Here is a 24,053-nt window from a genome sequence, read left to right as displayed (position 1 = left end):
GGTCCCAAGCTTCGGCGCCTCCCGGCGGCGGGGCGCCCAGCTACAAGAAGAGAGCTGTAGGGGAGAGAAGAAATGTCCGGACTTCGGATCGCCGCCACCGGCGCAATGCTGCTGTTTCCCGTTCTGGCTCAGGCCGGCGACCTGCGCGCCGACGCCAGCGCCGTCTTCAAGCCGATCGATCCGGCGAGCATAAATTCGGTCGTCAAGAACAATGCGATCACGCCGACGAAAGTCGAGCTCGGCCACAAGCTCTTCTTCGATCCGCGCCTGTCCCGCAGCCAGATCATCAGCTGCAACAGCTGTCATAACCTCGGCACGGGCGGCGTGGACGCCGGGCCGACCTCCATCGGCCATGGTTGGGCCAAGGGTCCGCGCCGCGCGCCGACCGTGCTCAACGCCGTCTTCAACGTCGCCCAGTTCTGGGACGGCCGCGCCACCGATCTGAAGGCCCAGGCCAAGGGTCCGGTTCAGGCCGATGTCGAAATGAACAACACGCCGGCGGCGGTCGAGGCGACCCTCAAGAGCATGCCGGCCTATGTCGCCGAGTTCCGCGCCGCCTTCCCGAGCGACGCCAACCCGGTCACCTTCGACAATATGGCCAACGCCATCGAGGCCTTCGAAGCCACCTTGACCACGCCCAATTCGAAGCTCGACAAGTTCCTCGCCGGCGACGCCAGCGCGATGAACGACACGGAGAAGAAGGGCCTGCGCCTGTTCATGGACAAGGGCTGCTCCGGTTGCCACAGCGGCGTGAACGTCGGCGGCAACGGCTATTTCCCGTTCGGCGTGGCGCAGAAGCCCGACGCGACGATCATGCCGGTCGCCGATCGTGGCCGCGCCAAGGTCACGAACAACGACGCCGACGCCTTCGTCTTCCGCTCCGCCCCGCTGCGCAATGTCGCGCTGCGCGCGCCCTATTTCCACAGCGGCGCCGTCTGGACGCTCGAGGAAGCCGTGGACGTGATGGCGAAGGACCAGCTCGGCGCGACGCTGTCTCCGGATGAGAACGCGGCGATCGTCGCCTTCCTCGGCGCCCTGACGGGCGACCAGCCGAAGGTGACCTATCCGGTCCTGCCGGCCCGCACGAAGGACACGCCGCGGCCGCAGTAAAGTGAAGGAAGGGGCGGGCCCGCCGGGCTCGCCCCCTTTTCTGTCGTAAAGTCGCAGTGTTCGCCTGCTAACGTCACGCCTCAGTCTCGAGTGGGAACGTGATGAGAGCGACACGGTTTATTTTTCTGGCGGCCGCCCTTTTGAGCGCCGCGTCGGCGGCTGCGCAGGACAGTGCGGGAGCAGGCCCCAACCCCTTCGCCAAGATCGGGCACATTGTCGTCATCGTTACCGAGAACCGCAGTTTCGACCACGTCTTTGGCCTCTTTCCTGGCGCTGAGGGCTTGGAGGCGGCCGCGCGCGCCCATCCGCAGATCGACCGTGACGGCCATGCGCTGCCCTATCTCCCGATTCCGGGACAGGAATTCCGGCCGCCCAATGCGCCCTTCCTCCTAAAGGGCGCGCTTGCGGGGCCCGAAAAGATCGATCCGGTTCATCAATTTTATGTCGAGCAGGAGCAGATCAACGGCGGCCGCATGGACCAGTTCGTGGAGGCCTCGAACGCGGGCGGGCTGGTCATGGGCTATCGTGACGCCCGCAGCTCTCAACAGTGGCGCCTGGCACAGCAATTCACCCTGGCTGACCACTTCTTTCATCCCGCCTTCGGCGGCTCGATGCTCAATCACGTCTTTCTGGTGTGCGGCTGCGCGCCCGTCTATCCGGACGCCCCGAAAGAACTGGTGTCGGAACTAGATGGCAAGGGGCGCCTCGCCCGGGCGGACTCGTCGCCCGAGAGCGCTCTCCGTGGAGCTCCCCGTTGGCGAAATGTCGGGAAGGTCACGCCCGACGGCTTTGCAGTCGGGACATTTCTGCCTTTCGCGCCGCTCGGGCCCGTTCCCTCGGACGGCGACCGACTTCCCGCCCAGACTGCCCCAACCATCGGCGATCGTTTGAGCGAGAAGGATATTCGCTGGGCCTGGTACGCTGGCGGCTGGGCGGATGTCGCCTCGGGACGAAGCCGGCCCTATGAGGGGGCGGATAAATTCCAAAGCCATCACCAGCCCTTCGCCTATTTCAAGAATTATGGGCCGGGAACGTCCGCGCACGCGGAGCATCTGAAAGACGGGGCCGATTTTATCGAAGACGCGCGCAAGGGGACGCTTCCGCCTGTGTCCTTCTACAAGCCGGTTGGCCGGTATAACGAGCACCCGGCCTACGCGGATTTCGACGCCGGCGACGCACATCTGGGCGCCATCGTCGACCAGCTCCAAGCCAGCCCGAACTGGTCCGACATGCTCATCGTCGTCGTCGCCGACGAGAATGGGGGCTTCTGGGACCATGTCTCCCCTCCAAAAATCGATCGATTCGGGCCGGGGACGCGGATACCGGCGCTCGTCATTTCACCCTTCGCGCGCAAGGGCTTCATCGATACGACCGTCTATGACGGCTCCTCGATTCTGCGCACCATCGAAGTTCGTTTCGGCCTGGAGCCGCTCACCGCCCGGGACGCCGCCGCCACGGATCTGCGCAGCGCCCTCAAACCGCCACGGTAAGAGAAAAATTGACAGATCGCCGCAGTCCTGTTGGCGGGGGTGGGGCAGATGGCGCCACATATTTGACGCCCGCTCGCCCATTTTGGGTCAAACGCGATGAAAATAGAGTTAAATCATTCTCTTAAGAAGTAGGGGCTCGGTCCTGTGTCTGGCCTATCGACAGCTCATAAGGGTTGTATGCAGCCCACCCACTGGGGCTGTTATTACTATTCGATAGACAGTGTTTTGCTATACCAAGGGATATTGTCATTATGTTGGTGAGGGGGAATGGTTGGGCCACGCTAAACGGGGTCTTCTGGTTTGGTCCGGGAGGGCTGGGTTGGAGGCTTTGTTTAGGCGGCGACGTCGGTGTTCGTCCGATAACAACAAGCGGCAGGATTGAATGTTCGGTCTTTCGGGAATTTTTTCTGGAGACGGTTCGTTCGAAGGCCGCGTCAAGAAAGGGCGGTATGGCGTGTGGCGACCTTACGGGGGCCCTGCCTAACGTTTACGACAAACGAGGACGAAGCAGTTCCGTTCTGGGAGGCGGAGCGATACCGGTCACGCGCATATCCCTGGGAGCACATAGGAGGAGTTAATATGGCTTCGACGACGAGCGCAGCTGCTGGCGCAGCTGCTGAGGTACAAGTAGTCGATCTGCGTGGCATGTGGATTGGCCTTGCGGTCCTGAACATCTTCTATCTGATCGTCCGCATTTACGAGCAGATCTACGGCTGGCGCGCTGGCCTGGACTCTTTTGCTCCTGAGTTCCAGACGTATTGGATGTCGATCCTGTGGACGGAGATTCCGCTGGAGCTCGTCTCCGGTCTGGGCCTTGCCGGCTATCTGTGGAAGACCCGCGACCGCAACGTTGACGCGGTTTCGCCGCGTGAAGAGATGCGCCGCCTGGTTGTTCTGGTTCAGTGGCTTGTCGTTTACGGCATCGCCATTTACTGGGGCGCTTCGTTCTTCACGGAGCAGGACGGCACGTGGCACATGACGGTGATTCGCGACACGGACTTCACGCCGTCGCACATCATCGAGTTCTACATGAGCTATCCGATCTATTCGGTGATCGCGGTTGGCGCGTTCTTCTATGCGAAGACCCGCATTCCGTATTTTGCTCATGGCTACTCGCTGGCGTTCCTGATCGTCGCCATCGGCCCGTTCATGATCATCCCGAACGTTGGCCTGAATGAGTGGGGCCACACCTTCTGGTTCATGGAAGAGCTGTTCGTTGCTCCGCTTCACTGGGGCTTCGTGTTCTTCGGCTGGATGGCCCTGGGCGTCTTCGGCGTCGTGCTGCAGATCCTGATGCGCATCCATGCGCTGATCGGCAAGGAAGGCGTCGCCCTCCTCACCGAGTAATCGGGACCAAGACCGCCCGCGTCGGTGAGGCGCGGGCGGATTGCCCTGGCGGGATTTTCGCTACACCACTGACATGAGCGGTATTTGAACTTGCTGCTGAGCGGCGGGGGAAGGCTTCTTGTGTCGCGATCCGGGGTTGAGCCGGGTCGGTAAGGGGAAGGTTTCGCGGCGCTTCGTTTTCAGGCGTTGCGCAAGAGAAAACCGGACGCGGGGCGCTTACGGGCGCATTGGGTTCGGGCGCGGGTTCGGGGCGCGAGTTCCGATCTCGCGACAAAAAGAAAGCTCGGATGCGACGCTTCCGAGAAACACCAAGGAGAAGAGTGATGTCACAATCGAAAAGCGGGGGGGCGGTTGGTCCGTTCAACTCCGTCGCCGAGGCGGCGGGTTGCGTTCAGGCGACGGACTGGATGCTTCTTGTGTTGCTGTTTTTCGCCGTTCTGGGCGGCTACCACGTCCACTTCATGCTGACGGCGGGCGACTGGGACTTCTGGGTCGACTGGAAGGATCGTCGTATGTGGCCGACGGTCGTGCCGATTCTGGGCGTGACCTTCTGCGCGGCGTCGCAGGCGTTCTGGTGGGTTAACTTCCGCCTTCCGTTCGGCGCTGTTTTCGCGGCTCTGGGCCTCCTGATTGGCGAGTGGATCAACCGCTACGTCAACTTCTGGGGCTGGACCTACTTCCCGATCAGCCTCGTGTTCCCGTCTGCTCTGATCGTTCCGGCGATCTGGCTTGACGTGATCCTGCTGCTGTCGGGCTCCTATGTGATCACGGCGGTTGTCGGTTCGCTGGGCTGGGGTCTGCTGTTCTATCCGAACAACTGGCCGGCGATTGCCGCTTTCCACCAGGCGACCGAGCAGCATGGTCAGCTGATGACGCTTGCTGACCTGATCGGCCTCCACTACGTCCGCACGTCGATGCCGGAATACATCCGCATGGTCGAGCGCGGCACGCTGCGCACGTTCGGTAAGGACGTTGTGCCGGTTGCGGCGTTCTTCTCGGGCTTCGTCTCGATGATGGTGTATTTCCTGTGGTGGTTCATGGGTCGCTGGTATTCCACGACCAAGGTGATCGACACCATCTGATGCGGGCTGGGCCGCGGTTACTTGTGGGTCGCGGCCTGTCTCGAAACGGAAAAACGCAGTTTTGTTTGGGTTGGATCGGCGATTTGGCCTGACGGACTGCGATGAAAAAAATCGGCTGGCGCGCGAGGCGCCGGCCGGAAGAGGAACCTGGGAGGTTTGTTCATGAAAAAGCTAGTCAAGCTCGCCGCCATTGGCGCGGCGGCTGCTGTGGCGGCGACGCTCGGGGCGGTCGCTCCGGCTTCGGCGCACGGCGAGAAGTCGCAGCAGGCGTTCCTTCGCATGCGCACGCTGAACTGGTATGACGTTGCGTGGTCGAAGACGACGGTCAACGTCAACGAGGACATGGTTCTGTCGGGCAAGGTTCACGTCTTCTCGGCGTGGCCGCAGGCGGTCGCCAACCCGCGCGTTTCGTTCCTGAACGCCGGCGAGCCCGGCCCGGTTCTGGTTCGCACGGCGCAGTTCATCGGCGAGCAGTTCGCTCCGCGTTCGGTTTCGCTCGAGATCGGCAAGGACTATGCCTTCTCGATCAACCTGCGCGGCCGTCGCGCTGGCCGTTGGCACGTCCATGCCCAGATCAACGTTGAAGGCGGCGGCCCGATCATCGGACCCGGCCAGTGGATTGAGATCAAGGGCGACATGAAGGACTTCACCGACCCGGTGACGCTCCTCGACGGTTCGACCGTTGACCTCGAGCACTACGGCATCAGCCGCGTTTATGCGTGGCATCTGCCGTGGATGGCGGTTGGCGCCGCCTGGATCCTGTTCTGGTTCATCCGCAAGGGCATCATCGCGTCCTACATCAAGGTCGCGGAAGGCCGTCCGGATGACGTGATCGGCGATGACGACCGTCGCATTGGCGCGATTGTTCTCGCTCTGACGATCCTGGCGACCATCGTCGGCTACGCCGTGACGAACTCGACCTTCCCGCGCACGATCCCGCTTCAGGCCGGCTTGCAGAAGCCTCTGACGCCGATCGAGACGGAAGGCACGGCTGGCGTCGGCAAGGAGCAGGTGACGACCGAGCTGAACGGCGGCGTCTACAAGGTTCCGGGCCGTGAGCTGACGATCAACGTGAAGGTGAAGAACGGCACGTCTCAGCCGGTGCGCCTCGGCGAATATACCGCCGCTGGCCTGCGCTTCCTGAACCCGTCGGTGTTCACCTCGAAGCCTGACTTCCCGGACTACCTGCTTGCTGACCGCGGCCTGTCGAACGACGACACGATCGCGCCCGGCGAGTCGAAGGAGATCGTTGTGAAGATCCAGGACGCGCGTTGGGACATCGAGCGTCTGTCTGACCTGGCTTACGACACCGACAGCCAGATCGGCGGCCTGCTGTTCTTCTTCACGCCGGATGGCAAGCGCTTTGCGGCTGAAATCGGCGGCCCGGTGATTCCGAAGTTCGTCGCCGGCGACATGCCCTAAGCGAACTGCGATCGCTGAATAAAAAGCCGGCCGGATCGAAAGATCCGGCCGGTTTTCTTTTGATCGGCGGCATGTCGGGAAAAGTCGTCAGAAACATATTGCCGAGCCCACGCGCGTCGCTCGCTCTCCCGGCAAGACCGCCTTTCACAGCAAAGGGTTTCGGCTTGCTCAATATCAAATGGTGCGTCCTTTAGACGCAAATCGAGCTACGGCTTTTCTCTCGCGCCAGCGCCTGTTTTGGATGCAAAGTAACGGCCAAATTCGGTCGTGGTTGAAGGGTATTAAGCCCTCGCTCAAGGAAGAAGCTTCGGCTAAGGGAGTATCGCGGCGAATGTCGCTGATCGGTCGGCGGGCAACCGGGGAGGCCCGATCCGTCGTCCGGGACAGAAACCGCGCCGGCAAAAGGCGCGGGGAACAAAATCGAGGGATGGAAATGATGAATTGGCGTAGCCTTGCCGCCGCCATGTTTGGCGCCGTTCTCTCGCTCAGCGTTGGCCAGCCGGCGCGGGCCGAGGGCGGCGCGGGGCCGGAAGCCATGTCGATGGGCAACATGTGCATGGTCATGTTCGGTTACGATATGATCCACATCACCATGTTCCAGCCTGACAAGTCGCGTAGCGAATATTGCAGCGAAATTCCCGCGAGCGGCCGCACGATCATGGTCTTCGACATCGAGACCCCGGCGTTCCGCGATCTTCCGTTGGAATTGCGTGTGATCCGTGATCCGCTGACGCCGATCACCAAGGACACCGATCTCGAGGCGCTGACCGAACTGCACCTGCCGGCGAAGAAATATACGAAGGGCACATTCAGTCTCGAGCATGATTTCAAGAGCAACGGTCACTACATCGGCCTCGTCACGCTGACGCGGGAGAATGGTCAGCAGGAAACCGAGCAGTTCAAATTCATGGTTGGCGAGACACTCTGGGCCTGGGTGCCGCAGATTGCCGGGACGGTGCTGATCGCGGGCATGGTGTTCGTCTATTGGAAACACACCCATCCGTCTTCGAAGAAGAAAGAGAAAGAGCCGACCGAAACGGCCGCATCTTGAAGCGGCGGACAGGCGAACGCATCTCAAACCCGAAACGACACCATCAAGTGAGGCCGGGCGCCTCGGGGGAAATGTCATGAAAGGAATGGTCACCGTCTCGCGCCGCGTTTCGCGCTTTCTCGCGGGAGGCCTGTTCGCCGCGCTCGTCGCGGCGACGCCGGTTCTTGCGCATTCGTTCCTGGTGGAAGCGACGCCTTCTTCGAAAGATCACGTCGCAACCTCGCCCAAGACGATCAAGCTTCGCTTTGGCGGCGGCGTCGAGCCGAAATACTCCAAGCTCACTGTCGAAAACGCCGAGGGCAAGGTCCTCGGGGAGGGGTCGATCGGCACGCCCGAAAAGCCCCGCGAACTAGCGATGGAGTCGCCCGAGCTGACGCCGGGGAAATATATCGTGCGCTACCGGGTTCTCTCGACAGACGGCCATGTGGTTGAGGGTAATTACGAGTTCACAGTCGATCCGAAGTAAAACGGCCGATCTTCGATGGCGGCGGATTGCGCCGGCTCCTTTCGCAAGGGGGAGCGCGCGCCGCCATCGGTCTGCGCCACAAGGCGCCGTGCGATCCGATCAGACGCCCTCCTGCCTTCCTAGCGGAACGGGTCACGAGCGAGAACCGTAACGATGTATCTTTCTCTCGCATTCATACGCTTCCTCGAAAGCCTCCCGTCGGCGCTGGCGGTCGGCCTGCTGCTCATGCCGCGTCTCGTCGGCGAAGATGGCGCACGGTTCAAAATCCCCGTGGCCGCGGCGGCGGTCTTCCGGGCGCTGCTCGGTTTCGCGCTTCTTTATCTGATCGCGCGCGCGATCGTTCCGGCTGAACGGCCAATCGATGCAAACCTCCTGTGGGAGTTCACCTTCGGTACGAGCGTCGGCAAGGCGTGGGTATTCACACAGCTCGTCGCCTTTGCCTTCGCGGGACTGGCGGTCGCCCGGCTCTTCGTTACTTCGAGTCTTCTGGATCGGGTGACCCTCTGGACGGGCGTCGGCGTCCTCGCTGTGGTGTCCGTAACTGGTCACGCAATCGATGACGGCCTGCCGATCTGGACGCAGGCGAGCTTCCTTCTGCATACGGCGGCGGGCTTGACGTGGCTCGGCGGCCTTCTCGGGCTCGTCTGGTGGATGTTCACGGCGCACAAGAAGCCGCCGGAAGTCGCCGCGCAGCTTGCCGAACGCTGGTCGATGGTGGCCAAGATCGCCGTGGGGCTCGTCGCCGTAACGGGCGTCGCCATGGCTTACGAAAACGTCGGCAGCGTTCCGAACATGCTCGCCACGCCCTACGGGCGGCTGTTGACGTTGAAGCTCGTCCTGCTCTGCGCGGTGCTGCTCTGCGCCCTCGCCATCGTACGATACATGCACCGGCGCCCTGCCGGCGACGGGTTCAATGTCGATTGGGTAGGGAAGGTCGGCAGCCTGGAGGCGTTCTTCGGCCTTGGGCTGCTGGCGATCGCCGGCTATATCGCGGTCATCACGCCGGCCTCGCACGAAACGAATATTTACTGGCCGCTGCCCTTCCGTCTTTCCTATATCGCGACCTGGGGCCAGAAGCCGACTTTCCCCGCGCCGATCTGGTGGTGGGGTATCGCAGGGGCTGTGCTCACGGTTGTCGCGGCCATGATCTGGTGGACGCCGGCGACGCGCGAAAAGCGGCTTTACGCCACGCCGGCGGCGACCATCGCGGCGCTGTTCTGTCTCGCCGTGTCCTTCTCGACCGAAGCCTACGAGGACACTTACAACGATCCGACACAGGATTTCACCGCCGAGTCGGTCGCGCGCGGCATGGCGGCGTTTCAGGAAAACTGCGTCGGCTGCCATGGCGCCATGGGCGAGGGCAACGGCCCGATGTCCAAAGACCTAAAAAATGCTCAAGGTCTGAAGATCGAGCCGGCTGATCTTACGGCCCCCCATGTCGGCACCCATACGATCGGCGATATTTTCCACTGGCTGACCTTCGGCGGCCAGAGTGGGGTCATGCCAAGTTTCAGCCATGTCCTCGACGTCGATGATCGCTGGGACATGATCAACTACCTGCTGATGCTGTCGAGCACGAACCGGTCGCGCTTCATCGCGCCGCAGGCGATGATCCAGTGGCTTATCGCGCCGGATTTCGCTCTCGTCGATCCGAAGGAGGAGGTGACGACCTTCTTCAAGCTGCGCGGCAAGCCGGCGCTCCTTTCCTTCGCGCGCTGCACGGCGGCTGGCGAAGAGAAGAAGGAGCTGGACGCGAGCCTTCTCAAGGCGGCCGAGGCGGCGAAAGCCGCCGGTGTGAGCCATGTGACGGTCTATACGGGCGATTGCCCTCAGGCCGCCAAGGGGCGTGAGGCGCTGCATCCGGCGGCGGTGGAGAAAGCCTATTCGATTATCAACCGCTTTCCGAACGTGCCCTACACGAGCGAGATCGGGCAGGCCCATTTCCTGATCGACCGGTCGGGTTATGTACGTGCGCGCTTCAAGCAATTTGGCGAGGACGATGGCAGCGCCACCCAGTTCGCCGCTCAGGCCGGAATGATGGCGCAGGAGCCCATCGTCGAGATCAACCTGCACTCGCACTAAAGGCGCGGCGTTTTCAAAGCCGGCGGCAGCCGGCGATTTCAAGGAGAGAAACATGATGATCAGGCGGCGTGATCTTTTGGCGTCAGGCGGCTCCTTGCTTGCTGGCGCCACTCTAGGCGTTTTTGCGCCGGCGACCTCCGCGCTCGCGCATGAATATGATGTGGGCAAGCTGAAGGTCGAGCACCCCTGGCTAAGGTCGCCGGCGGATGGCGAAAAGAACGGAAGCTTTTACGCCTTCTTGCACAACAACGGCGACACGCCTGACAAGCTCGTTGCGGTAAAGGTCGAGAAATTCGGCAAGGCCGTAATCCATGGCGACCCGAAGAATCTCGAGCTCGAGACGCCGGTTGTGCTGCCGCCGAAATCCAAGGTCACGCTGGCGCCCGGCGGCGTCTATGTCGCGCTGCTCGACGCCAAGAAGCATCTCGAAGTGGGCTGGGGCCTCGAGATGACTCTCGTCTTCGAGAAGGCTGGCGAGGTCGTTATCGACGCCGCGATCGAGGCGCCCGACGCCAAGCACGCCCATGACGCCGAAGCGCAGGAGCGCTGGGAGAAGGCGCATAACAAGGACACGTCCGGCCCGAAGGACAGTGGCGGCCATGAAGGGCATCACGGCCACGACGACCATCACCACATGGAAAAACAGCCCGCCGACGGAAAGTAATCCGGCAGGGCGCGGCTCGGCCGCGCCCTCTTGCGGGGGTCAAAAAAAAGCGCGCCTGTCGGGCGCGCAAGAACTCATAGGATTCGTCCCTGTCAGCGGTCGACGCTGACCAGACGGCCCGCGAACTGGCTATTTCCTGCGGTCTGTGACGTGTTCTGGGCCGAGTTTATGGGAAGAGCAAAGCCGAGAACGAAGGCGGCGAAAGCCATGGCCGCCACGAGAAGTATTGAAACACGGAATTGACGACGGGCCGACTCGCGGTCGAAGCTGCGCGCGAAACCGGGTTCAAGCTGGTCGTCGAACTTATCAACGAGCGACATTGTCAGTCTTCCTTTTGGCTCAAACGCCCTTTTCCCTTTATCTCCGCTTATGGCCTCCCTCTTGCCGCAGCGGATTGGCTGGACCTCGTTGGTCTTCGCCTTTGCAGGGGTAACTATCAACAAGCGAAAAAGTTGCATGGGCGCTGGCCGATTTTCATAAAAAATTAACTTTTCTCGGAAGCAGGGTTAACCGACGGCTACGCAAATGGGTCGATTTGGAGCCATCCCCGATCGGCTCGAGTCCAAGCGGCGAGCCAAACAGCTCTTTTTTCTTGGGCTCGCATGCCTGCGAGGAGCGAGGCGACCGCAAGAGCGCCCAGTCGCGCGGGCGCAGGGTTGCAGACGGGCGACCGGAGAGGGGCGCGACATTGGCGAAGCAAGCGCCAGCTTCCCGTAAAGGGCGGAAGCCAGTTCCGACCGGCCGCTGGCGGCCAGAGGGCCGAACCGTACACGGCTCGCGGCTAGCCACCCGTTCCCGCTTTTTCTTGCGCGCAACGGTCTCCGCTGTGCTGGCCGTGGCGGACGAGGCGTAGGGTTGTAAAGCGCGGCGCAGGGGCTTTGCTCGCCCGCCGCAAGGCCGCGTCGGCCAGCGCAAGGCTTGTGAAGGTGACAATCACCCCGGCGGCGATATCGACGAAATGGTGCCCCCCGTCGGCCGGAACGGAAGCCAGCACGATCATATTCCACACCGCCGCGACTGGCCCGATGTAGGGCGTTCCCCATAGGGCGTAGACCGATAAGATCGCGAGGGACGTATGGAACGACGGACAGCCAATGAGTCCCGTCAGTCCGTCGAGATTGAGGGTCGGCGTCGGGCCCGCGTGCAGCGACAGGAGCGTCAAGGCTTCATCCCTGGTCATCGCGAGGTGGAAGGCCGGCTCAGCGAAACCCTGTGCATAGCGCAACGGCAGGGCGCCAAAACTCGGAAAGGCCGTCCAAATGGCGATCGTCAGCGCCGAGGAAACCATGAAGGCGATTGTGAAGCGGTCGAGCCGATCGAAGCGCCTGAAGAAGCCTAGCACAATGACGGCAATCGCCACTTGGGGGAGAGAACTGAGATAGGCCAGGGTGAGCAGCCTGCCAACGAACGGGTTCGATTTCACCCAGGAAACATATGCCCACCAATCGACGCCCATTGCGCTGTCGAGGCTTGCCAGAAATGCGTCGTTCAGCGGCCGGCGCAGCTCCAGTCCGAGATAGTTGTCCAGCACCGCGACGTTTGTGTAAACGATGAGCTGAGCCGCCACGAAGAGCGCCGCGCCTATGCCTTCATCGCGACCCCGCAGGCGATAGGCCGCCCCGAAACCAGCCAATACGGTTCCGGTCACATAGATCGGCAGGAGGCTCTCCCAGTCGATCCGCACCGACGTGAAGGGCGCTACGAGGCCGAAGAGCGCAGAGGCCGCGAGGATCATTCCAAGCCGCCAAATATCTGCGTAAGTCAGTAATCCGCGAGTCATGGTCCGCCATCTTGATCTTGACCATATCAGGCGAACGTCAATGAAAATTCGGTTAATTTGGTTGGTAGACGCGTTTGCGGCGCTGCAACACGGCAAACGCGCCCCTTAAGCTACGGCTTTTCGATTGATCCGGACCAAGCGACCGTTTATCTTTGCAAATCCTTATGTGCGGCGCACCAAGCCGTCCCCAATCCAAGAAGGCAAGTCGAACGATGTCCCCCTTCCTCGCCCACGCTCTCTCGCGCGTTAAGCCCTCCGCCACGATCGCCGTGACGCAGAAGGCGCGCGATCTGAAAGCGCAGGGCAGGGAGGTGATCAGCCTCTCAGTCGGCGAGCCGGACTTCGATACGCCCGAGCATATTCGCAACGCCGCCAAGGCGGCGATCGACCGCGGCGAGACGCGCTATACGCCCGTGCTCGGCATTCCGCAGCTGCGCGAGGCCGTGGCGCGCAAGTTCAAGCGCGAGAACGGGCTGGACTACAAGGCGTCGGACACGATCGTCGCGACCGGCGGCAAGCACATTCTGTTCAACGCCTTTCTCGCCACCATCAACCACGGCGACGAGGTCATCGTCACGGCCCCTTATTGGGTGAGCTATCCCGAGATGGTCGCCATTTGCGGCGGCAAGACCGTCTTCGTCGATACGAAGATGGAGGATGGCTTCAAGCTTCAGCCGGAGGCGCTCGAGGCGGCGATCACGCCGAAGACGAAATGGCTCGTGCTGAATTCGCCGTCCAATCCGTCGGGCGCCGCCTATAGCCGCGACGAGATGAAGAAGGTCACGGATGTGCTGATGCGCCATCCGCAGGTGCATGTGCTCACCGACGACATTTATGAGCATCTCGTCTACGGCGACTTCAAATTCGTGACGCCCGCGCAGGTCGAGCCCAATCTCATGGAGCGGACGCTCACGATGAACGGCGTCTCCAAGGCCTACGCCATGACAGGCTGGCGCATCGGTTATGCGGCGGGGCCGAGCCATCTCATCAAGGCCATGGACCTTCTGCAGGGCCAGCAGACCTCCGGCGCCTGCTCGATTGCGCAATGGGCGGCCGTCGAGGCTCTCGATGGGCCGCAGGAGCATCTCGCCATCTTCCGCAAGGCGTTTCAGGAGCGGCGCGACCTTGTCGTCTCCATGCTCAATCAGGCGAAATATCTCCAGTGCCCGACGCCCGAGGGCGCCTTTTACGTCTTCCCCTCCTGCGCCGAAGCGATTGGCCGCAAGACGCCGGCCGGCAAGGTGATCGAAAGCGACGAGGATTTCGTCACCGAGCTTCTCGAGGCCGAGGGCGTCGCCGTGGTGCATGGCTCGGCCTTCGGGACAGGCCCGAACTTCCGCGTCTCTTACGCGGCGTCCGCCCTCACGCTGGAAAAAGCCTGCGCCAAAATCCAGTCGTTCTGCGCTAGTCTGAGGTAGCGGCGCAAAGACTGTTGCGAACGAGGGAAGTCATGCCCGGTATGAAAATCGTCACGCTCATCACGTTGGTTCTGATGTTGAGCGTCGCCCTGCTGCACAACATCAGCTTCTTGACCAAGGTGATCATCGACCTCCTGCTTTTTGCCGGCTGGCTCCTGTTCGCGATCGTCAGGGTGGCCGCCGAGAGGCGGAGAATCCGCCGCGAGCGCGCGGATACGGCCGCCTGACGCCGGCGCCGACGCCTGGGGCCGCGCCCGCCTTCGAGCGGCGGCGGCGCCGTGCGTGTCCTGGACGATCCTCCCGAGCCTGGGACACGAAGCTTTACCCGCTTCCTTTCCCCACCTTAGAATAAAGAAAAAGCGCAGGAATCACGCCCGCGCGCCGGAGGTGCGTCCGATGACTCTCTTTCTTCTTTTCGTGCTCGCGGGCCTGAGCGCGCTGATCGCTTATGTCTCGCTTCAGCCTGATACGTTCCGCATTGCGCGTTCCGCCGTCGTCGATGCGCCGCCGGAACGCATCTATCCGCTCATCAACGATCTGCACAATTGGGAACGCTGGTCGCCCTGGTCCAAGCTCGATCCGGCGCAGGTCGTGACCTATGACGGCTCGCCGCTCGGCGCCGGCGCGATCATGTCCTGGTCCGGCGACAAGAAAGTCGGCGCGGGCAAGATGAAGATCGCCGAGAGCAGCCAGAACGAGCGCATTCGCATCAAGATTCAGTTCCTCAAGCCGATGAAGGCGATCCACGACGTTCAGTTCGACCTCAAGCCCATCAGCGAGACGAGAACGGAAGTCGTCTGGACCATGTCCGGCAAGAACGAGTTCATCGGCAAGGCCATGCACGCCTTCATGAACATGGACAAGATGGTCGGCGCGCAGTTCGAGCGGGGCCTCGCCGATCTCAAGGCGCTTGTGGAAGCGCCGGCAGAGGCGTAGCTCTCTGGCGTGCGGGACGCAGTCCCAAAGTCAAGGGAGCGATCTGAATGAAGAATTTGTTGCTGGGCGGGCTCGCCGCCATCACCTTCGCCGCGGCGCTGACGATGGAATCGGGCGAGGCGAACGCCGTCGTCTGTGCGGCGGGCCCCTATCGCGCGGGATGCGCCGGCTATCGTGGCGCGGCGGTCGTGCGCCGGCCCGTGGCGCCGGGGCGGGTTTGCCGCACGGTCTGGACCGGGGGCGTGCGCCGGACGGTCTGCTACTGATAAATGAAGGTTTGGCGCGCGGCAGGTCGGCCCGCCGCGCGCATATGACGATTCGCCCGCCTTACTTGGCGGCGTCCAGCATTTCCTCGACATGCTCCCAATTGACCATGTGCTCGAGGAACGCCTTCAGATAGTCGGCGCGGCGGTTGCGGTAATCGATGTAATAGGAGTGCTCCCACACGTCGGCCACGAGCAGCGGCTGCGCGCCGTGAACCAGCGGGTTCTCCGCATTCGGGGTCTTGCGGATCGCAGCCTTGCCGTCCTTGAACTCCAGCCACACCCAGCCCGAGCCGAACTGGCCGAGGCCTTCCTTCTGGAACTCTTCCTTGAATTTGTCGAAGGAGCCGAAGGAATCGACGAGAAGCTTCTCGATTTTCGCAGGCGCCGCGCCGCCGCCATTCGGCTTCATCCACTTCCAGTAATGGTGGTGGTTGTAGTGCTGGGCGACATTGTTGAAGATCGGCGTGTTCTTGCCGAAGGACCCGACGATCACGTCCTCGATCGGCTTGCCCTCGAATTCCGTGCCCTTGATCAGATTATTGGCGTTCGTGACATAGGTCGCATGGTGCTTGTCGTGGTGATACTCGAAGGACTCGCGCGACAGGTAGGGCTGAAGGGCGTCGTAAGCGTAAGGGAGATCTTCAAGCGTAAAGGACATCAATCGTCTCCTGAACAGAAACGGGACTCTCTGGCCCCGCGTTTAACTAGACCCGGCGCCATTGCGCGGCAATAAGCATGACGGCCAGCGGCCGACGGTGAGGCACAGAAAATGGCCCGGCCGGGCCTTGCCAACGACAATGAAAAAGGCCCGGCGCGGGCCGGGCCATGAAAGCGTTTTTCGGTTTCTCTCTCGGATCAGGCCGTGGCGCCCGCCGTCTCGACCGCCTTGTTGGCCTTGTTCGCCTTGGCGCGCAGCGCCAGCCACATGACGCCCACGAGCGCGAAGAAGCCCACGGCGTAGAGGATGTATTCGAGCATCCCCCAGAAGGTGTAGAGCCCCACAGTGAACGGGAACTGCGACACCCATTCGTTGCCGAGATCGTCGCGCACCGTCACGATTGCGACGTAGCGGCCCGAGTCCTTGAAGTCGTGTTCGAAGGTCATGGTGCCGTTGCGATAGACCTTGGGTTCATGGAAGGCGACGGTCAGCGAGTCGAGACCGTCCTTTGAGACAGGCGCGCCCGTGTCCTTGATGATCCGCGCGCCAATGGCCATGTCGCGCAATTCCGGCGAAACGGCGGTCAGAGCGATAACGGTCGGACCCGTCTGCGCAATGTCCTGACAGAATTCCTGCTCCTCGCCCGTCCGCTGATAGCCGATGAAATGCATCGTGCTGGGGCCGATGCGCAGCACGCATTCATCCTGCTCCAGCTTCACGCCGCCATGCGCCTGCGCCCCTGTTGGCGCAAGGCCGAAAGCGGCGACAAGACCAAACGCCGCCCACAGGCCGCGCTTAAACAAACCCTTCATGCTCGTCTCCTCATCAAGACATGACTATGGCCGTGTGGTCCGGCGGCTCCCACGCCGCCGCCCGCCGCTCTACCAGCCGTTGACAAGAGCTTTGTATTGGGTGTGGTTTTTACTATGCGTCATCATGACGCATTATTTGTGTATATTTTAACATATTGTTTTAACGCGCATAACGCGCTTCATCGATCATCGCCTACGGCTGCGCTCGACACTATATATTGAAAATAGCAGCGCAAACGACCATATATATTGAAAAAATCCCTTTCGGGGTGTTTGCTCCGGACTTCGTGAAAAACAAGCAAATAACAGCAAGAATTACTTGCGATCCGGGTCGGTTGTGCGCCTGCGCGCCTGTCATGCTAAGAGTGATGCAAGGCCGGACGTTGGGTGGCTCGCTGGGGACCGCAGCAGCGTCGAACGAGTGGGCGTTGTGAAGCGACCGAGGGACATGAAGCGCAATCTGTCAGGTTGGGGCGTGACCATTGCGGGCCTGCTGCTTTCGAGCGGCGGCGCCTATGCGATGTGGACGGGCTGGGACATGATCCTCGTCGAGCGCGGCTGGAGCCTGTTCATCGCCGGCGCCGTCGCGGTCTCTGGAGGCGTGGTAACGATGGCGCTCGGGCGGGTGATCGCGCATCTGTCGCGCCTCGCCGCGGCCCCCGTGCAGGCGGCGGCGAGCCACGCTTCCATCGCCTCGTCGGCGGGGACGGCGGCCTCGCCGGTAGCGGAACAGCGCGCCCCGGCGGGGCAGGCGTTCGCGGAAGAAAGAGCGTCCGCCAATCCGCCGCTCCCGGCCGACCTTTCCGGCGCGAAGCCGGCCAAACCGGCGCCCGCCAGAGTGGCGCCCCCCAGACCGGCGACTCCAGCCGCGTCAGGCGCGGCGAGCGCAAAGTCCGAGAGCAAGCCGGCGACGGCCGAGGCCGCGCCGCTGCGCCCGGCGACCCCGCCGCCGAGGTTCAGCGCCCCCACGCCGAGCGAGCCAAGGACGGATGAGCGCGTCGCCGAGTCCAAGACGGAGACGTCGCCTCCCGATTTCGCCGCTTTGCTGAATCCGCAACTCAAGCCGCAAGCGCCTGCGGCGGAGCCGGCCGAGGTCGACCGCTACACAGCGGGCGACGCCACTTATGTGATGATGTCCGACGGCTCGGTCGAGGTGCACAGCGCCGGGAGCGTGCAGCGTTATCCGTCCCTCGCGGCGCTGAAGGCCGACACGTCATTGCGCCAGCGACAGACGTAACATCAGCCGCCTTTGCCCCAGATGAGAAAGAGGGCCGCGTCGCCGGGCAGGCCGTCGGGAAAGTCGATGACTTGCGCGGCGATCTTGAATCCGCGCGGGTGAAGTTCGTTGCGCCAGCGGCGGAAAACGTCGCTGGGCTCGCCCCGCAGCGTCTCTGGCCAGCGGCTGTCCGGCGCGTTGATCGCCCGTCCCCCATCCGCGCAAAGTTGCGACGGGAATCGTATGAGAATGTGTTCGGTGAGGCCGCCGGCCGCGGCCGCGCGCGCCTGAGACAGCATTTCCCGCCATTGCGCGTCCGTGAGGCGGCGCGCCGCAAGATCGCGAATGCGCTGTTCGCGCAAAGCGGCGGCGGCGCGCCGCTGCTCGATGCGCTCGTTTGCGATTTCGTGCTCATGCGCGGCGACGAGTTCGCGAAACTCGGAGGCCGTCACAATGTCGCAACTCGCGGGCTCCGGTTGCGGCATGGTGATCGTGGGCCTGTCGGCGGCGGTCGCGTCGCCGCCCGCCCTGGCGATCGCCTCCAGCACCGCGCGGCGCAGCAACAGGCCGACGAGCTTGCGTCCCTCGACGACGGGCATGCGCTTGAGCCGGTGCTCGGCCATGATCCGCTCGACTTCGGCGAGGCGCGCGTCGCAGGGAACAAAGATCGGCGGCGCGGTCATGATCTCGCTGAGCGCGCGGCTCTTGCCAAGGAAGGGCGCTTTCGGCCGGTTGCGCAGCAGAAACGGCGGGATCGGTCCGAGATCGACGGCAATAGCCGGACGCGCCTTCTCCAGATTGCTGCGCGTCACAATGCCAATCGGCTCGAGGTTCGTGTCGACGACCGGCACGGCGCCGAGCGAGGACTCGGCAAGGGCTTTCGCGACGTAATCAATGTCGGCGTCGAGCGTCACATAGACGAAGCGGCGCTGCATGAGGTCGCAAGCGATCATTCGGCTCCTCGCACGGTCAGGGTCATTCTGACAGTTCGATTGTTACCGGAACGTGATCGGATGGCCGCTCCCAGCCGCGCGCTTCCGTGCGCACGTCGAGCCGCTTCAGCGCGCCGCCGAGCGCCTCGCTGACGAGAATGTGGTCGAGACGGCGCCCGCGATTGGAGGCGGCCCAGTCGGCCGCGCGATAGCTCCACCAGGTGTAAAGCTTTTCATCCGCGGGCACGAAATGACGCATGGCGTCGATCCATTTGCCGGCGCGAAACACATTGTCGAGCTTCTCGACTTCGACCGGCGTGTGGCTCACGACTTTCAACAGCGCCTTGTGGCTCCAGACGTCATGTTCGAGCGGCGCGATGTTCAGATCGCCGACGAGCGCGACGCGCCCCTTCGCGGCGCCGTTCTCGCCCCAGCTCGTCATCTCGTCGAGAAAACCGAGCTTGTGCGCGAATTTCGGATTGATTTCGACATCCGGCTCGTCGCCGCCCGCCGGAACGTAGAAATTATGCAGCGTGATCGGTCCGCCCGCGCTCTCGACCTCGACGGCGATATGGCGCGCGTCGCCTTTCTCGCAGAAGTCGCGTTTCTCGATGAGCCGGAGCGGCTTCTTCGAAATGACGGCGACGCCGTGATAGCCCTTCTGTCCGTTGATTTCAGCGTGCTTGTAGCCGAGCGCCGCAAAGTCCTTCATCGGGAATTCGGCGTCGCGGCATTTGGTTTCCTGAAGACAGAGAACGTCGGGCGCCGTCGTTTTCAGGAAATGCGCCACGAGCGGCATGCGCAGCCGAACGGAATTGATGTTCCAGGTCGTGAGCTTCAAATGGGTCAGGCCTTGGTTTTGTCGCCGAACAGGAAGGGCGCCACGTCTTTCACGCCGGGCTGCTTCTCCGTGACGAAAGGGGTGGGGCGGCACACCGCCATGGCGGAGAGCCCGACGCGCGCCGTGAGCAGGCCGTTGAGCACGCCCTCGCCGAGCTTGGCCGAGAGACGCGCGGCGATGCCGTGCCCGAGCACCTGCTGGAGTAGCGTATCGCCGACCGCCACGGTGCCGGTGATGGCGAGATGCGCGCCGACGGAGCGCGCGAGTTTGAAAAATCCGAGCAGGCCGGGGCGCCCGCCATAGATTTCGGCAATGCGCCGCATGAGCACGATCGCCTGTCCGCCGACGAAGATCACATCCAGCACGGCGCGCGGACTCACGGCCGTCACGACAGAGACTCGCTTCGCCGCCGCCGCGATTTCGCGCCGCGCCTGCCCATCGAGCGGCGCGACGAGATTGCGCTCGGCGAGGTCGACGAGGTCCTTGCCGTCGATGATCTGCTTTGCGTAATCGTTCATGAGCGCGCGCGGCCGCGCGAGATCGACGCGCTGCTCATAGAGCGCGCAAAGCTCCAGCACATGGACGCGCGCAATTTCTGCGTCGTTCGCCGCGCGCGCGCCCGCCAAAGCAGCGTGGAGTTTGGCGACGCGATTTTGCAGCATGATCGAGCGGATTTCACGCGCGATGAAGACGAGCGCCGCGGCGGCGGCGGCGATCGCGAGCGCCAGTCCGATTGTGCCGAGAAAAGCGGAGTGCCGGAAAAGGTCCTCGACGAGATTCCATGCCCATGCGCTCACCGCCAGAGTGAGAAGGCCGCTCAGCGCGGACAGGAACAGACCGCCGGGGGTGAGAAACCAGCGATCGAGAACGCCCTTGGCCCGCGCCGCCGCGACGGCCTCCTCGCCACCCGGCGCGCCTTCGACGAGTTCGACCGCTTCGGCGAAAACATCGACTTCTGGTTCTATCACCTCCGGCGCGGGTTTCGAGGCGACGGTCTCGTCGCCATCGAGGCGAAACGCGCGCGGGCGGAGTCTGCGTTCGGAATTGCGCTCGGAGTTGCTCATGGGCCATGTCCGGGAATAATCGAGATAGTCCTTTATCGCTTTCGGCCGCAAAACGGGAGCGTCATGATCGTTTCTTGGAAAAAGGCTTGTCTGCCCCCGACGCCTTGGCCAAGGAAGGAGCGGCGGCGGCGTCGTCATCCGGGCGCTTGTTGCGCACCTGCCGAGCCTCCGCTAGCATTCGCCGCGCTTCAGCCGGCGTGTCTCGAAGATCAGAGCTTGCGTAAACCGTCATGATCTCCTTCCTGTCCGACGCCCTCGCGCTCGCCATCGGCTATCTCCTCGGCTCGATTCCCTTCGGTCTGCTGCTCACGCGCGTCGCCGGAACGAGCGATCTCCGCTCCATCGGCTCCGGCAACATCGGCGCGACCAATGTGCTGCGCACCGGTCGCAAGGACCTCGCCGCCGCGACCCTCCTGCTCGATGCGCTCAAGGGAACGGCCGCCGTGCTCATCGGCGCCAAGCTTTCGCCCGAGGGCGCGATGATCGCGGGCTTCGCCGCTTTCGTCGGTCACATTGCGCCCGTCTGGCTGAAGTTCAGGGGCGGCAAGGGCGTCGCGACCTTTCTCGGCTGTCTCTTCGGACTCTATTGGCCGGCGGGACTGGCCTTCTGCGCCGTCTGGCTCGCTGTCGCGGCGATCACCCGCTATTCGTCGCTCTCGGCGCTCGTCGCGAGCGTCGCGGCGCCGCTGCTGCTGCTGGCGGTCGGGCAGGGCGGCGAGGCTTTCGTCGTCGGCGCGATGACGGCGCTGCTGTGGCGCAAACACGCCGAAAACATCGCCCGGCTGCGCGCGGGGACCGAAAGCCGCATAGGTCAGAAGACATGAAGGACGCGGGGACGGGCGCGCATCTGAGCGAGGAGCAGCTCGTCGATTGGCTGCGCCTGATCCGTAGCGAAAACATCGGGCCGCGCACGTTCCGGGAGCTGATCAACCGCTTCGGCGGCGCGCGCGCGGCGCTGGAGGCGCTGCCCGAACTCGCCAGGAAAACGTTGCGCGGCCGCACGATTCGCATCGCCGAGCGCGACGACGTCTTGCGGGAGATCGACGCCGCGACCGCCATGGGCGTGCGCTTCGTGACGACCGGAGATTCCGATTACCCACCGCTGTTGCGCCAGATTCACGACGCGCCGCCCGTGCTGTCCCTTCGCGGCGATCCCGCCGTGGCGCAGCGAAGCGCCGTGGCGCTCGTCGGCTCGCGCAACGCCTCGGCGGCGGGGCTCGCCTTCGCAGAACGGATGGCCCGCAGCCTCGGCCGCGCGGATCATGTCGTCGTGTCGGGCCTTGCGCGCGGCGTCGACGCCATCGTGCACCGCGCCAGTCTCGAGACGGGAACGATCGCCGTGCTGGCCGGCGGACAGGCTCGGCCCTATCCCGCCGAGCACGAGCGGCTCGTGGCCGATATCGCGGGGCAGGGGCTCGTGGTGTCCGAGATGCCGATCGAGTGGGAGCCGCGCGGGCGCGATTTCCCGCGCCGCAACCGAATCATTTCCGGCCTCAGTCGCGCCACCGTGGTCATCGAGGCGGCGCGGCGCTCGGGCTCGCTGATCACGGCCCGATTCGCAAATGAACAGGGGCGGGAGGTTTTCGCCGTGCCCGGCTCGCCGCTCGATCCGCGCGCGGAGGGGACGAACGACCTTCTCCGTCAGGGAGCGACGCTGTGCGCAAGGCCGGAGGATGTCATCGACGCGCTGGCCGAGGGCCGTTCCGCGACGCCGGGCGCGCTCCTCGACGAGGCCATGAGCGGCGAGGAGGTCGAGCCCTTGTTCGACGAGCTGGATCTCTCCGCGCCGCAGGGAGAATTCGCTTTCGAGGAAAGCGCCCCGGAGGCATCGGAATACGAGCTTCGTGAATCGCCCGGAGCGGCCGCCCCATCGCAGAACCCGCCGGCGGGAGACGCGCGCGAGATCGTCCTGGCGCTGCTCGGTCCCGCGCCTGTGCCGGTGGATGAACTCATCCGTTTGACGGGTCTTGCCGCGCGTGACGTGCACGGCGCCCTCATGGAGCTCGATCTGGATGGCCGGCTCGAGCGGCATGGCGCCAATGCGGTGTCGCTCCTGTGCGCGCTTTAGTCTCAATTCTCGCGAAGAATGACAGCGCCGCCCATCTCGCGGGCGCGGATTTCCGCTTCGACCCGAGCGAGATTGAGGAAATACGCGACCATTTGCAGCTCCGCGCGAGCCGCGAGCTGAGCGAGTTCAGCGGTCATGTCCGCGATATAGCTCGCCATGGCCGCGGCGTCCTCCTCGGCGCGGCGCGCGGGCGTAGACGCCTGCGATGGCGTGGCTCCTGTGGCAGGTGTTCGGGCCATGAACTTGCCTCCGTCGATCTGTCTCTGCCGCAGCTTGATCTCAACCGTAAGGTGTAACCGTCTTAGAGCACAGTCTAGGGAAGTCAAGTACGGAAAGCCGTAACGGCGACCGGCGGCGCGATCTCGTGCATCCACCGGAAGTCTTTGACTTTCCGCTTAAATTCCCAATCTTGCCAGCCGGTCGAGCGCACCTTGCAGAATATAGGCCGCGGCCATGCGGTCGACGACCTCGGCGCGTTTGGCGCGGGACGCATCCTGTGCGATGAGCTCGCGCGTCACCGCCGCCGTGGAGAGACGCTCGTCCCAAAAGGCGAAGGGCAGGGGGGTGAGCTTGCGCAGATTGCGCATGAAGGCGCGGGTCGCCTGGGCGCGGGGACCTTCCGTGCCGTCCATGTTGAGCGGCAGGCCGAAGACGAGCGCCTGAGCCTCGAAATCCGCCGCGCGCTTCAGGAGCGCCTCGGCGTCCTGCGAGAACTTGACGCGGCGGATGGTGTCGAGCGGGGAGGCGAGCCGCCGCTCCACATCGGAGAGCGCGAGGCCGATCGTCTTGGTTCCGAGATCGAGGCCCATGAGTCGGCCGCGCGACGGCAGCGCGCGCGCCAGATCCTCGAGCGTGGTGTCTATGCTGGTCATGCCTCGCGCTACCATGCCCATCGTCAGGGATAAACCGCCCCGGGCGGGCAAACGCGGCCTTGGCGGCGCGCCCGCATTGCGCCCCGCCGTCTTCGGCTGCTATAGCGCCGTGACAGTTTCAACCGGCGGAGCTCTCCCATGTCTGTCGATTCCGCGGTGGTACGCCGCATCGCCCATCTCGCGCGCATCGCCGTCGACGGGAACGAGGTCGAGCGTCTGCGCGGCGAACTCAACGCCATTCTCTCCTTTGTCGAGACGCTCGGCGAGGTCGATGTCGAGGGCGTGGAGCCTATCGCCTCCGTTCTTCCGATGCAGATGAAGAAGCGCGCGGACGTCGTGACGGATGGAGGCATCGCCGATGACATTCTTGCCAATGCGCCGGCGCGCGAGGATCACTATTTCGTCGTTCCCAAGGTGATCGAGTAGCGCGCGCCCGAAGCCACACAGCCTCCCGCTTCCGATATATAAAGAGACTC

26 protein-coding genes are annotated in these 24,053 nt (G+C 63.4%); 17 read left to right on the top strand and 9 right to left on the bottom strand.

The window, feature by feature from the left end; genetic code table 11:
• Positions 1–72 precede the first annotated feature (72 nt).
• The 9 genes from WOC76_RS12045 to WOC76_RS12005 all read left to right on the top strand — a co-directional run bounded on the left by WOC76_RS12045 (position 73) and on the right by WOC76_RS12005 (position 10,714).
• Positions 73–1,110, top strand: a complete 1,038-nt coding sequence (locus WOC76_RS12045) for a cytochrome-c peroxidase (RefSeq protein WP_341106621.1) — start codon at positions 73–75, stop codon at positions 1,108–1,110.
• Positions 1,111–1,211: 101 nt separating this feature from the next.
• Positions 1,212–2,600 (top strand): acid phosphatase, encoded by a 1,389-nt coding sequence (gene acpA, locus WOC76_RS12040; protein WP_341108783.1) that lies wholly within the window; start codon positions 1,212–1,214, stop codon positions 2,598–2,600.
• A 579-nt stretch (positions 2,601–3,179) separates the two neighbouring features.
• Positions 3,180–3,947 (top strand): bacterial ammonia monooxygenase, subunit AmoC, encoded by a 768-nt coding sequence (amoC, locus tag WOC76_RS12035; RefSeq protein WP_341103640.1) that lies wholly within the window; start codon positions 3,180–3,182, stop codon positions 3,945–3,947.
• Between the two features lie 323 nt (positions 3,948–4,270).
• Positions 4,271–5,029 carry a bacterial ammonia monooxygenase, subunit AmoA gene (amoA, locus tag WOC76_RS12030; RefSeq protein ID WP_341431281.1) on the top strand — a complete coding sequence of 253 codons (759 nt, stop codon included), beginning with the start codon at positions 4,271–4,273 and terminating at the stop codon, positions 5,027–5,029.
• Positions 5,030–5,191: 162 nt separating this feature from the next.
• Complete coding sequence (gene amoB / locus WOC76_RS12025) at positions 5,192–6,451, top strand: bacterial ammonia monooxygenase, subunit AmoB (RefSeq protein ID WP_341103638.1); 1,260 nt, start codon at positions 5,192–5,194, stop codon at positions 6,449–6,451.
• A 433-nt stretch (positions 6,452–6,884) separates the two neighbouring features.
• A complete protein-coding gene (locus WOC76_RS12020) occupies positions 6,885–7,502 on the top strand; it encodes a hypothetical protein (protein WP_341106624.1) in 618 nt (205 codons plus the stop codon).
• 76 nt (positions 7,503–7,578) lie between these two features.
• Complete coding sequence (locus WOC76_RS12015; protein ID WP_341106627.1) at positions 7,579–7,968, top strand: copper resistance CopC family protein; 390 nt, start codon at positions 7,579–7,581, stop codon at positions 7,966–7,968.
• Positions 7,969–8,121: 153 nt separating this feature from the next.
• Positions 8,122–10,050: a CopD family protein gene (locus WOC76_RS12010; RefSeq protein WP_341106629.1), complete on the top strand. Its 1,929-nt coding sequence runs from the start codon at positions 8,122–8,124 to the stop codon at positions 10,048–10,050.
• A gap of 52 nt (positions 10,051–10,102) precedes the next feature.
• Positions 10,103–10,714 (top strand): copper chaperone PCu(A)C, encoded by a 612-nt coding sequence (locus WOC76_RS12005; RefSeq protein ID WP_341106630.1) that lies wholly within the window; start codon positions 10,103–10,105, stop codon positions 10,712–10,714.
• 92 nt (positions 10,715–10,806) lie between these two features.
• Here WOC76_RS12005 and WOC76_RS12000 read toward each other — a convergent pair whose 3' ends face one another.
• Complete coding sequence (locus tag WOC76_RS12000) at positions 10,807–11,034, bottom strand: hypothetical protein (RefSeq protein ID WP_341388483.1); 228 nt, start codon at positions 11,032–11,034, stop codon at positions 10,807–10,809.
• A gap of 461 nt (positions 11,035–11,495) precedes the next feature.
• Positions 11,496–12,449, bottom strand: a complete 954-nt coding sequence (locus WOC76_RS11995) for a phosphatase PAP2 family protein (RefSeq protein WP_341106633.1) — start codon at positions 12,447–12,449, stop codon at positions 11,496–11,498.
• A gap of 257 nt (positions 12,450–12,706) precedes the next feature.
• Between WOC76_RS11995 and WOC76_RS11990 the strand changes: the two genes are divergently transcribed.
• The 4 genes from WOC76_RS11990 (at position 12,707) to WOC76_RS11975 (ending at position 15,114) form a co-directional block, all read left to right on the top strand.
• The gene (locus WOC76_RS11990; protein ID WP_341106634.1) at positions 12,707–13,912 is read left to right on the top strand and encodes a pyridoxal phosphate-dependent aminotransferase; all 1,206 of its coding nucleotides are present in this window, start codon (positions 12,707–12,709) and stop codon (positions 13,910–13,912) included.
• Positions 13,913–13,944: 32 nt separating this feature from the next.
• Positions 13,945–14,139, top strand: a complete 195-nt coding sequence (locus WOC76_RS11985; RefSeq protein ID WP_341106635.1) for a hypothetical protein — start codon at positions 13,945–13,947, stop codon at positions 14,137–14,139.
• 169 nt (positions 14,140–14,308) lie between these two features.
• Complete coding sequence (locus WOC76_RS11980) at positions 14,309–14,848, top strand: SRPBCC family protein (RefSeq protein WP_341106636.1); 540 nt, start codon at positions 14,309–14,311, stop codon at positions 14,846–14,848.
• Positions 14,849–14,895: 47 nt separating this feature from the next.
• Positions 14,896–15,114, top strand: a complete 219-nt coding sequence (locus WOC76_RS11975; RefSeq protein ID WP_341106637.1) for a hypothetical protein — start codon at positions 14,896–14,898, stop codon at positions 15,112–15,114.
• 61 nt (positions 15,115–15,175) lie between these two features.
• On the opposite strand, the gene WOC76_RS11970 is transcribed toward WOC76_RS11975, so the two are convergent.
• Together WOC76_RS11970 and WOC76_RS11965 are read right to left on the bottom strand one after the other, a co-directional pair.
• Complete coding sequence (locus WOC76_RS11970) at positions 15,176–15,772, bottom strand: superoxide dismutase (protein ID WP_341106638.1); 597 nt, start codon at positions 15,770–15,772, stop codon at positions 15,176–15,178.
• 197 nt (positions 15,773–15,969) lie between these two features.
• A complete protein-coding gene (locus WOC76_RS11965) occupies positions 15,970–16,584 on the bottom strand; it encodes a hypothetical protein (protein ID WP_341106640.1) in 615 nt (204 codons plus the stop codon).
• Between the two features lie 448 nt (positions 16,585–17,032).
• Between WOC76_RS11965 and WOC76_RS11960 the strand changes: the two genes are divergently transcribed.
• A complete protein-coding gene (locus tag WOC76_RS11960; RefSeq protein ID WP_341388478.1) occupies positions 17,033–17,821 on the top strand; it encodes a hypothetical protein in 789 nt (262 codons plus the stop codon).
• Positions 17,822–17,823: 2 nt separating this feature from the next.
• Here the strand turns inward: WOC76_RS11960 and WOC76_RS11955 are convergent, their stop codons facing one another.
• Genes WOC76_RS11955 through WOC76_RS11945 form a run of 3 tightly spaced genes read right to left on the bottom strand, consistent with a single transcriptional unit; the run spans position 17,824 to position 20,637 of the window.
• Positions 17,824–18,753, bottom strand: coding sequence for a CBS domain-containing protein (locus tag WOC76_RS11955; protein WP_341106646.1), 930 nt, complete (start codon positions 18,751–18,753; stop codon positions 17,824–17,826).
• Between the two features lie 22 nt (positions 18,754–18,775).
• Positions 18,776–19,573: an exodeoxyribonuclease III gene (gene xth, locus WOC76_RS11950; protein WP_341106648.1), complete on the bottom strand. Its 798-nt coding sequence runs from the start codon at positions 19,571–19,573 to the stop codon at positions 18,776–18,778.
• Between the two features lie 5 nt (positions 19,574–19,578).
• A complete protein-coding gene (locus WOC76_RS11945; RefSeq protein ID WP_341106650.1) occupies positions 19,579–20,637 on the bottom strand; it encodes a YcjF family protein in 1,059 nt (352 codons plus the stop codon).
• Positions 20,638–20,867: 230 nt separating this feature from the next.
• Between WOC76_RS11945 and plsY the strand changes: the two genes are divergently transcribed.
• Both plsY and dprA read left to right on the top strand, forming a co-directional pair.
• The gene (plsY, locus tag WOC76_RS11940; protein ID WP_341106652.1) at positions 20,868–21,461 is read left to right on the top strand and encodes a glycerol-3-phosphate 1-O-acyltransferase PlsY; all 594 of its coding nucleotides are present in this window, start codon (positions 20,868–20,870) and stop codon (positions 21,459–21,461) included.
• Complete coding sequence (gene dprA / locus WOC76_RS11935; protein WP_341388474.1) at positions 21,458–22,705, top strand: DNA-processing protein DprA; 1,248 nt, start codon at positions 21,458–21,460, stop codon at positions 22,703–22,705. Before plsY ends, dprA begins: the two co-directional genes overlap by 4 nt.
• A 2-nt stretch (positions 22,706–22,707) precedes the next feature.
• Here dprA and WOC76_RS11930 read toward each other — a convergent pair whose 3' ends face one another.
• On the bottom strand, positions 22,708–22,944 hold the full coding sequence (locus WOC76_RS11930; protein WP_341106654.1) for a hypothetical protein: 237 nt from the start codon (positions 22,942–22,944) through the stop codon (positions 22,708–22,710).
• A 156-nt stretch (positions 22,945–23,100) separates the two neighbouring features.
• Entirely contained in the window at positions 23,101–23,577 is a 477-nt protein-coding gene (ruvX, locus tag WOC76_RS11925; protein WP_341106655.1) for a Holliday junction resolvase RuvX, read from the bottom strand.
• Positions 23,578–23,715: 138 nt separating this feature from the next.
• Between ruvX and gatC the strand changes: the two genes are divergently transcribed.
• Entirely contained in the window at positions 23,716–24,003 is a 288-nt protein-coding gene (gene gatC, locus WOC76_RS11920; protein WP_341106658.1) for an Asp-tRNA(Asn)/Glu-tRNA(Gln) amidotransferase subunit GatC, read from the top strand.
• Positions 24,004–24,053: the final 50 nt, after the last annotated feature.

The organism is Methylocystis sp. IM3, assembly GCF_038070105.1.
Taxonomy (GTDB): domain Bacteria; phylum Pseudomonadota; class Alphaproteobacteria; order Rhizobiales; family Beijerinckiaceae; genus Methylocystis.
The sequence above is the reverse complement of the archived record's forward strand: the minus strand, read 5'-3'. Positions and strand labels throughout refer to the sequence as shown.

Excerpts from the sequence above, each read along its gene's own strand:
- WOC76_RS12045 (WP_341106621.1), top strand. The coding sequence starts at position 73 with ATGTCCGGACTTCGGATCGCCGCCACCGGCGCAATGCTGCTGTTTCCC.
- acpA (WP_341108783.1), top strand. The coding sequence starts at position 1,212 with ATGAGAGCGACACGGTTTATTTTTCTGGCGGCCGCCCTTTTGAGCGCC.
- amoC (WP_341103640.1), top strand. The coding sequence starts at position 3,180 with ATGGCTTCGACGACGAGCGCAGCTGCTGGCGCAGCTGCTGAGGTACAA.
- amoA (WP_341431281.1), top strand. The coding sequence starts at position 4,271 with ATGTCACAATCGAAAAGCGGGGGGGCGGTTGGTCCGTTCAACTCCGTC.
- amoB (WP_341103638.1), top strand. The coding sequence starts at position 5,192 with ATGAAAAAGCTAGTCAAGCTCGCCGCCATTGGCGCGGCGGCTGCTGTG.
- WOC76_RS12020 (WP_341106624.1), top strand. The coding sequence starts at position 6,885 with ATGATGAATTGGCGTAGCCTTGCCGCCGCCATGTTTGGCGCCGTTCTC.
- WOC76_RS12015 (WP_341106627.1), top strand. The coding sequence starts at position 7,579 with ATGAAAGGAATGGTCACCGTCTCGCGCCGCGTTTCGCGCTTTCTCGCG.
- WOC76_RS12010 (WP_341106629.1), top strand. The coding sequence starts at position 8,122 with ATGTATCTTTCTCTCGCATTCATACGCTTCCTCGAAAGCCTCCCGTCG.
- WOC76_RS12005 (WP_341106630.1), top strand. The coding sequence starts at position 10,103 with ATGATGATCAGGCGGCGTGATCTTTTGGCGTCAGGCGGCTCCTTGCTT.
- WOC76_RS12000 (WP_341388483.1), bottom strand. The coding sequence starts at position 11,034 with ATGTCGCTCGTTGATAAGTTCGACGACCAGCTTGAACCCGGTTTCGCG.
- WOC76_RS11995 (WP_341106633.1), bottom strand. The coding sequence starts at position 12,449 with ATGATCCTCGCGGCCTCTGCGCTCTTCGGCCTCGTAGCGCCCTTCACG.
- WOC76_RS11990 (WP_341106634.1), top strand. The coding sequence starts at position 12,707 with ATGTCCCCCTTCCTCGCCCACGCTCTCTCGCGCGTTAAGCCCTCCGCC.
- WOC76_RS11985 (WP_341106635.1), top strand. The coding sequence starts at position 13,945 with ATGCCCGGTATGAAAATCGTCACGCTCATCACGTTGGTTCTGATGTTG.
- WOC76_RS11980 (WP_341106636.1), top strand. The coding sequence starts at position 14,309 with ATGACTCTCTTTCTTCTTTTCGTGCTCGCGGGCCTGAGCGCGCTGATC.
- WOC76_RS11975 (WP_341106637.1), top strand. The coding sequence starts at position 14,896 with ATGAAGAATTTGTTGCTGGGCGGGCTCGCCGCCATCACCTTCGCCGCG.
- WOC76_RS11970 (WP_341106638.1), bottom strand. The coding sequence starts at position 15,772 with ATGTCCTTTACGCTTGAAGATCTCCCTTACGCTTACGACGCCCTTCAG.
- WOC76_RS11965 (WP_341106640.1), bottom strand. The coding sequence starts at position 16,584 with ATGAAGGGTTTGTTTAAGCGCGGCCTGTGGGCGGCGTTTGGTCTTGTC.
- WOC76_RS11960 (WP_341388478.1), top strand. The coding sequence starts at position 17,033 with ATGAAGCGCAATCTGTCAGGTTGGGGCGTGACCATTGCGGGCCTGCTG.
- WOC76_RS11955 (WP_341106646.1), bottom strand. The coding sequence starts at position 18,753 with ATGATCGCTTGCGACCTCATGCAGCGCCGCTTCGTCTATGTGACGCTC.
- WOC76_RS11945 (WP_341106650.1), bottom strand. The coding sequence starts at position 20,637 with ATGAGCAACTCCGAGCGCAATTCCGAACGCAGACTCCGCCCGCGCGCG.
- plsY (WP_341106652.1), top strand. The coding sequence starts at position 20,868 with ATGATCTCCTTCCTGTCCGACGCCCTCGCGCTCGCCATCGGCTATCTC.
- dprA (WP_341388474.1), top strand. The coding sequence starts at position 21,458 with ATGAAGGACGCGGGGACGGGCGCGCATCTGAGCGAGGAGCAGCTCGTC.
- WOC76_RS11930 (WP_341106654.1), bottom strand. The coding sequence starts at position 22,944 with ATGGCCCGAACACCTGCCACAGGAGCCACGCCATCGCAGGCGTCTACG.
- ruvX (WP_341106655.1), bottom strand. The coding sequence starts at position 23,577 with ATGACCAGCATAGACACCACGCTCGAGGATCTGGCGCGCGCGCTGCCG.
- gatC (WP_341106658.1), top strand. The coding sequence starts at position 23,716 with ATGTCTGTCGATTCCGCGGTGGTACGCCGCATCGCCCATCTCGCGCGC.